The organism is aff. Roholtiella sp. LEGE 12411 (genome assembly GCF_015206995.1).
Classification (GTDB): Bacteria; Cyanobacteriota; Cyanobacteriia; order Cyanobacteriales; family Nostocaceae; genus Komarekiella.
The window spans coordinates 22588-30124 of record NZ_JADEXR010000066.1 but is presented as its reverse complement, the minus strand read 5'-3'; the positions used below and the strand labels follow the sequence as shown (position 1 = coordinate 30124).

Genomic DNA, 7537 nt, shown 5'->3' with positions numbered 1-7537 from the left:
GGGCATGGGGCATGGGGAAGAAGTAATAAAGGTGTACTGAATTTTTTTCCACAATCAAATAGGAATCCTATCTTTCCTATTTAGATGTTTGAGGATTAATTGGCAAAATCGGGAGCGCGTTTATTGTTTATTATTGCTGTGGATTTGGGGAAAGTTTGAGCGTTGGCTGGTGTCGAAATGGAAAAGACTTTGACTGTAAGTGTGTTAACAAAGTCTGTCTATTTTTGACAAAATCGCGCAGCAGCAATATTGCTTGGCTGTACAAAGACAGATCCACCTCATGAACTTCAATTCCCTCTCCGATGTGTTTTAGCAGTGTCAGAGTCAATTCCCCACCCAAGTGTTCGCGGAACTCGGTCAAACCCCGAAACAGACAACGGGGATGTTCCAGTTGTGATGATTGTTCAGTTAGTTCCGGTACGTACAACGTGAAACCCAGCGCTGACAATGTATTCAGTATGCGTTGCCAATCTGACCAACAAAGCAGTTTTAGAAGATAGGAATAGGTGCTATCCAAAGCGATGCCGATCGCAACTGCTTCGCCATGACGTAAGCTGTAATTAGTCAAATGCTCCAGTTTATGCGCCGCCCAATGACCAAAATCCAGGGGACGCGATGAACCCATTTCAAAAGGATCACCACTATTGGCAATATGATCTAGGTGTAATTGGGCACAACGATAGATGAGATGTTGCATAGCTTCCATGTCTCGATGGACAAGAGCTGCGGTATGAGAGTGGATAAAATAAAAGAAGTTAGTATCTTTAATTAGCGCCACTTTGATTGCTTCGGCGATTCCAGAACGCCAGTCGCGATCGTCTAGAGTAGTCAAGAAAGCAGAATCATTGATAACTGCATAAGGTGGGGCGAATGTGCCGAGAAAGTTCTTTTTGCCAAAGGCGTTGATGCCGTTTTTGACTCCGATACCTGAATCATTTTGTGCCAATACTGTAGTGGGAATCCGGATGAGGCGAATTCCCCGGTGAGCAGTTGCAGCTGCATATCCTACCAAGTCCAAGAGAGCACCACCCCCTATAGCTAACAGGTAGGAGTGGCGGCATAATCTAGCTGCATCAATTTGCTGATGAATTTGCTCTACTAAAGTGCGATCGTTTTTGGCAGCTTCTCCACCCGGAATTATTATCGGCTCAACAGCCAGCGTTAGTATCTCTGCATAACATTTGGTATACGCTGCTAATTGCAACAGTAAATTAGGACAGAACTGCAATAATCCTGCATCCACAACTGCTACTATTTTCTTTGGTTTCGTCTCCCCATCCGCTGTAATTACTTGCGCTAATGTGGGATTTTTTAACTCAAAGATATTATTAGTGAAATAAATCTCGTAGTTAAAGCTAACCGAAACACTTTGGCGTATCGATTGTAGATTAGATGTATTTTTTTGCTTAATATCTACTATCATATTTTCGTTTATATTTCCATAACTGCGGCACGGTTCAAAGCCTGAAGGAATATTTCCACAGAACAAGAACCGTTTATATTGACTTTATTATTGATGATGAAGAACGGGACGCTGGTGATGCCATTCAATCGAGCAAATTTTGATTCAGCTACAACTGCATCATCCAGAGTATCATCACTCAATTGCAACCGTAATTCAGTAGGCTCTATCTGATAGGCTGTACCTAGAGCAACAAGAATATCAATATCTCCGATATTTAAACCTTCTTCAAAATAAGCTTTGTAAATTGCTTCTACAATGTCGTTTTTTCTGTTTATTGGTGCTAGATTAATCAGCTTGTGAGAAAGCTGAGTATTGACGGCCAAACGGATTTTGTCAAAATTTAGTTTGACTCCAGCTATTTCACCCGCGCGTCGTGTAGAATCAAACAGATGCTGGAGTTGTACTAATCCAATGCCTTTTCTCTCTTGCATGAAGCTGCGAAATTCGTACCCGGAATAAGGAATAGTATTATCAAGAAAGAACGGATGCCAGCGGATATTCACCGTTTCTTTTTGCCATTGTGCTAGTGCATCAAAAAGATGCTTTTTACCGATTCTGCACCAGGGGCAAACAGGATCATGAAAGATGTCAATCAGCATAGTTTTTCTGACTCAGATGCTGAGGTTTTATTACGATAATCTAATTACTTTTGTAGGTATTTCCCTGATTTCAAGCTTTTAGTAGGGAATACAATTTTATGGGCTGCTGCCTGTATTTATTATACAGTAGGCTGAGCCTGTGAGCTAGAAAAAAAGCTTTGAGTAGTTTCAAATTCTTGGAGCAATGCCGCGCGATCTTTAGTTGTAACCAGTCTTGCTAGGCGGCTGAATGTATTAGCTAAAGAGTTAATTGCCTGACATCTGTTTTCTGTAGCTAGCATGATGTCAACACATAAGTGAGGGTTTTGAGAAAACAAACGTTTAAGTATGTCAATCTCTTGTCGATAGCTAGGAGTTGACATTGTTAAACTACGGTCTATATCAATTTTCGCTTGTGCTAAGAAAACGCCAAGACTAAATCTACAGAAGTGTTGCGTTGCTTGAATAATCACCATCATTTGGTCATGTTCTTCAGGCGTAGAAACAACCAACTCCCCACCCTGACTTTTAATGAAGTCTAATAACCATTGAAATGAATCATCGTTTCGACCTGGACATACCACTACTTTCTGTCCTAAAAACGATTTTATATTTGGCCCAAACATAGGATGTAATCCCATGACAGGCCCAAAATGGTGTTCGAGCATTGCTTGAGTTGGCTGAGTTTTGATACTCGTGATGTCGCATAAAGCTGTAATTGGGGATAGATATTTAGCTGCACGTTTGATAACATCAACTGTCTGTTCAATTGGAACACTGACTAATACTAGTTCTGCCTGATTCAATAATTGATTTGCATCATCCCAATCCTCGGATTCGAGAACACTAACGTTATGACCTACCGCTGAAAGTTGTTCTCTAAATAATCTTCCCATCCGCCCATGTCCACCGATGATAGTAATTTGTCGGGATTTGACATGATTTACTGATGATGGTTCAGGGGTCAGGGTTGCATGACAACCATTCACCACACTTACCCAAACAGATTCAGGAATGCCAGCCTGAGCAAGCTCTTGAGCCATATCTGCAAGTTGTTCTTCTAAACAAGGAAGTTCTGATGCTGCTAGTAATGATAGGCGATCGCTCAATAAGGCGATCAAATTTTGGTCATTCTGCTTAAGCTGATCTGAATAAGAAGATCTCAAAGGCATTTTTTCTGCCTCCAATAGTGTCAAAATACTGTTAGGTTTCTTGTTCCCTGTCAAAGACAGGGAATGTCTAGTATGAGGCTCTGCCTCAAGCGGTAAGCAGAGCCTCCTAGAATGCATTTATTGTCTCTGGCAATAAACGAAGCTAGTAAATTAATTAAACGGCAGTTTTAGCTAGTTCCTTCTCTAAACTAACTGTCTTTTTCTGTCTATTTTTTTGTATTTTCACCGCAGTGGCTCCAACTCCAAATAATACAAACCCGAAAGTTGAAACTGGTTCAGGTACTGGGGCTGCACCTTCTACGCTTAACACTTGGACGCGACCTTGAAAGAAATCGCCCACATACAACTTGCCATCTTTGTAGGCAGTACCACCAGTCCAGTTAAATGTGCCTGGTGTCAGGTCGAGGGGGTCGCCAAAAGGTGGCTCACCCAATTTGGGAGGTGTTGCTCCAGAAGGTTTACCAAATGCAGTTAGGAATTTACCGTTTTTATCGAATACTTGGACGCGGCTATTAATAGAATCAGCCACATAGATATTCTCAAATTCGTCTACTTCTAAACCGATTGGCTGATTAAACTCTCCATCTCCAGTACCTTGTTTGCCAAATGTCAAGATAGATTTACCCTCTGGAGTAAGCACCTGAACCCGGTTATTAAACTGGTCACTTACAAAGAAATTACCGCTAACTGGAGAAATTCTTAGACCTGCTGGGCCTTGGAACTGTCCAGGTTCAGTACCAGTAGTGCCAATGCTACTAATTAGCTCGCCATTTTTAGTGTATTTATTGATCTTGTCGCCGCTAAAATCACCCACATACACATTGCCTGTTTTATCAAATGTCACACCAGATGGCCCAAAGAAAGCTCTACCCTCTTTAAGACCACCAAATGTGCCAAATGATTTAACAAAATTACCTTTGGGATCAAAGACATTAACGCGGTTGTTGAAAACATCTCCTACATACAAATTCTTGGTTTGTGGAGAGATTTCTAAAGCTGATGGCTCGTCGAATTCGCCGGGCCCTTTGCCACCTTTACCAATTGCTCCTATGTATTTACCTTTGGGGTTAAATACCTCAACCTTGTTACCAATGTTTGGGTTAAAACTACCATCTGGATTCAGACCGCGACCATTACTGATTAAAGTGTTCCCAGCGTCGTCCACCGTTATGCCTTGAGGAACAAAGAGTTGCCCAGGGCCAAAACCAGGGCTACCAATAGAGCGATCGTAGGTTAAGGTGACAGACAAAGCTTGGGCAGCTGTTCCTAACACCATGAATCCGGCACTGATAACGCCAACGGACAAATTTTTGACTAATTCCATGAGTTTTAAGTCCTGGTTGTATGAGCTATACTCTTCCTAGACTAATTTCGTCCCCAGACCCAGTTTGGGAATTTGATAATTCGGGCTGCTGCCTCATCTTTGAAATGTAACTTTCTGGTGAGACAGCAGCTTATTTTTAAACTCTTACTTAGTAAAGCCAGGTAAGCTGTCATGCAGTTCATTAGCCATTCGGATCTACAAAAGACAAATGACTAATGACCAAGGTATTAAACAGTTTCTGCCTGAGCTAATTTTTTGCTACGTTTGCGCTTCAGCAAAGAAGTTCCGCCGAAAGCCGCAGCTGTTAGTGTAGTTAATACAGTAGTGGGTTCGGGAACCGCTGTGCTATCTACCCGAACGACTTCCCCTAATGTACCAACGCCGCGTTTGGTGATGTAGATTTTATTATCAGGGCCAATGGTGACGCCAGTAGACGATTCGAGTCCTTCACCAGCAGCAACTAAGGTTGTACGAGTTCCATCAGGAGCTAGTTGGATTAAAGAACCTGGTAGTTTAGTCAAGTCTTTACCCTTCCACTCTGCTTGATCACTGAATTGCAAGACTAACAGATTACCGTCTTTATCAAATGTTAAGTCAGTAACGTTTGAAAACCCATCAGCCACAACTTCTGGTACGCCGTCATCCCCAATGCGGAAGACCCGAGCTGCACCTTCTGGATAAGGAAAACCTGTGTATTCGCTAAAATAAATATCACCATCAGGGCCCAGTGTGATCCCTGTGGGTACTGATTGCAGCTCTAACTGAGCTGGAGCGCCTCCATCGGGAACTACACCAGGAGGTAAATTTGGTGAAATTGGTGGGTATTCTGGATTATTTATAGTTTGTGTAGGTACTGGAATTGCCTTAACATCGCTGCCATCGAGCTTTACACCATAAATAGTGTTTCCACCTCCGTCAGCAATATATGCGGTATCATCCTTAATTGCTAAAGCATAAGGATTACTAACTACATCCCCTTTGTCGGGATTATTTAAAAGCTCATATTTCCCAAAATCGAAAATAGGTGTTAAAGTTTGGGTCTTCAAGTCGGCTTTGTATAATTTAGCCAAAGAAGGGGTGTTTAATACTTTATCGGCTGGAAGTAAAGGAGCAACAATAGATTGCAGAGGTGGGAATTTAACATTAGTAGCAATAGCATTTAATTCGGCATCTCGGTTTCCTGGATTACCAGCCCATCCAGCCAGAAGATAAGCACTGCCCTTGGAATCAAATTTTAAATCCTGAATACCTGCTCCCTGTTGCTGAGAAGGTTGTAACGCTAGAGACTCGAAACCGTTGAATATACGACTTTGACGACCGTCTGGCGCAATTTTAGTAACTGAACTAGTATTACCAGCACAGATAGGCTGGCCTCCAGTACTTGGTGATCCTTGGCAATTCCCATTTCCTCCTAGACCTGTTTCTGCCACAAACAGACTACCATCAGAACCGAAGGTAATACCTCGTGCGTTATTTAGGTTACTGGCAATTGTGGTTAAAGATGCAGCTTGAGCCGCGTTCTGTCCAGTAACTATGGCAAGACAAAAAGTAAGAAATGTAAGAGTAAAGTGCTTGAGTTTCATATCTTTTGACATTGATAATTTGTGGAACATTGTTAAGGTTGACAAGAAAATGAATCCCATTTCTACTAATGGGAATCTTTGAGAGGCTTCGACATTGGCTTGAAACTTTTGTTGTGCCTACCCTTTTGCAACCAATTAAAGCCCAAGGCCCCAAAGGTTAATATGCCTAGAGTCGAAGTAGGTTCAGGGACAGATTTTGGATTTTCAATTCTGAGAACTTGTCCTTGTCCTGGACGATCGCCTCGATTGGTGATGTAAATAGCACTATCAGGGCCAATTGTCAAGGCGCTAGGTGACTCTAATCCATTGCCACTCAAAAGAGTTGTGCGAGTCCCATCAGCAGCTATTTTGATCACCGAACCATCTAGATTCCTTTTCCAAGCTGACTGATTGGCGTACTGCAAAGCATATAAATTGCCCACAGTATCAAACGCCAAATCTGTTAGCTGAGTAAAACCATCCGCATAGACTGTCGTGCCATCAGCACCGATGCGATAGATTTTTGCTCCACCTTCTGGAAAAGGGAAACCAGTAAACTGAGCGACATAATAAGCGCCATCGGGGCCTTTGGCTACGCTTGAGGGTACTGGTTGAATGGGAAACTGCGATCGCGGTGTTTCATTACCAGATGGCACTTGTGCCGGCTCATTGGATGGAGAACCAGAAGGAGGAAACACAGGATTAGTCAATATCTGTTGAGGAAACACCGCGATCGCTTGCAAATTACTGCCATCAGTTTTCACGCCGAGTAAGTCGTTTGCACCTGCATCAACTGCAACCAGATTATTGCCATCAACTAACAAACCCAAGGGATTGCTACTTACATCACTACCATCAGGGTTATTAGCAAGTTCATAGTTAGCTAAGTCAGTAACACTTGTCCAGGAATTCGTATTAAAGTCGGGTGCAATAATGTTTCCTAGATCAGTTTTACCGAGATTGCGATCGCGAAAGGTTGGATTAGCCCCATACCCAACTAAAACATAAGGTTTACCTGTAGCATCAAATTGGATATCACGAGGCCCAGCGCCTCCAGTCCCATCTGGTAATGCCAATGAAGGAAGTCCGGTAAGCACACGCTTGATCTTACCATTCTCAATTTTTGTAACTGCACCAGTTGTGCCATAGCACAAAGAGTCGCCTTGACCACTTGCTGGTGGAACACAAGCTCCATTTCCTCCTGTTCCCGCCTCTGTGACATAGAGACTACCATCAGAACTAAAGCTTAACCCTCCGGCATTATCAAGACCGTCAGCAAGTACTGAAAAGGATGCAGCTTGTGAGGCTTTGTTTCCAGAAAAAGCGGCAATACAAAAAGTGAGAAAAGTAATAGCAAGTAGCTTCAGTTTCATATTTTATGCCTTGTCATTTGTCATTTGTCATTTGTTTTCTTGCTAATGACCAATGACCAATGG

General features: G+C 42.5%; 6 protein-coding genes. All 6 read right to left on the bottom strand.

What is annotated here, in order from left to right:
• Positions 1-130 precede the first annotated feature (130 nt).
• Entirely contained in the window at positions 131-1423 is a 1293-nt protein-coding gene (locus tag IQ246_RS15985; protein WP_194004334.1) for a 3-dehydroquinate synthase, read from the bottom strand.
• 8 nt (positions 1424-1431) lie between these two features.
• The gene (locus IQ246_RS15980) at positions 1432-2064 is read right to left on the bottom strand and encodes a DsbA family oxidoreductase (RefSeq protein ID WP_194004333.1); all 633 of its coding nucleotides are present in this window, start codon (positions 2062-2064) and stop codon (positions 1432-1434) included.
• Positions 2065-2183: 119 nt separating this feature from the next.
• Positions 2184-3215, bottom strand: a complete 1032-nt coding sequence (gene tyrA, locus IQ246_RS15975) for a bifunctional chorismate mutase/prephenate dehydrogenase (protein ID WP_244142053.1) — start codon at positions 3213-3215, stop codon at positions 2184-2186.
• 154 nt (positions 3216-3369) lie between these two features.
• The gene (gene scyF, locus IQ246_RS15970) at positions 3370-4539 is read right to left on the bottom strand and encodes a scytonemin biosynthesis PEP-CTERM protein ScyF (RefSeq protein ID WP_194004332.1); all 1170 of its coding nucleotides are present in this window, start codon (positions 4537-4539) and stop codon (positions 3370-3372) included.
• 227 nt (positions 4540-4766) lie between these two features.
• Entirely contained in the window at positions 4767-6134 is a 1368-nt protein-coding gene (locus IQ246_RS15965; RefSeq protein ID WP_244142052.1) for a ScyD/ScyE family protein, read from the bottom strand.
• A 53-nt stretch (positions 6135-6187) separates the two neighbouring features.
• On the bottom strand, positions 6188-7474 hold the full coding sequence (locus IQ246_RS15960; RefSeq protein ID WP_194004331.1) for a ScyD/ScyE family protein: 1287 nt from the start codon (positions 7472-7474) through the stop codon (positions 6188-6190).
• Between the last annotated feature and the right edge of the window lie 63 nt (positions 7475-7537).

What these genes read in the sequence shown, in the direction of transcription:
- IQ246_RS15985 (WP_194004334.1), bottom strand. Translation starts at nt 1,423, where the DNA reads ATGATAGTAGATATTAAGCAAAAAAATACATCTAATCTACAATCGATA.
- IQ246_RS15980 (WP_194004333.1), bottom strand. Translation starts at nt 2,064, where the DNA reads ATGCTGATTGACATCTTTCATGATCCTGTTTGCCCCTGGTGCAGAATC.
- tyrA (WP_244142053.1), bottom strand. Translation starts at nt 3,215, where the DNA reads ATGCCTTTGAGATCTTCTTATTCAGATCAGCTTAAGCAGAATGACCAA.
- scyF (WP_194004332.1), bottom strand. Translation starts at nt 4,539, where the DNA reads ATGGAATTAGTCAAAAATTTGTCCGTTGGCGTTATCAGTGCCGGATTC.
- IQ246_RS15965 (WP_244142052.1), bottom strand. Translation starts at nt 6,134, where the DNA reads ATGTCAAAAGATATGAAACTCAAGCACTTTACTCTTACATTTCTTACT.
- IQ246_RS15960 (WP_194004331.1), bottom strand. Translation starts at nt 7,474, where the DNA reads ATGAAACTGAAGCTACTTGCTATTACTTTTCTCACTTTTTGTATTGCC.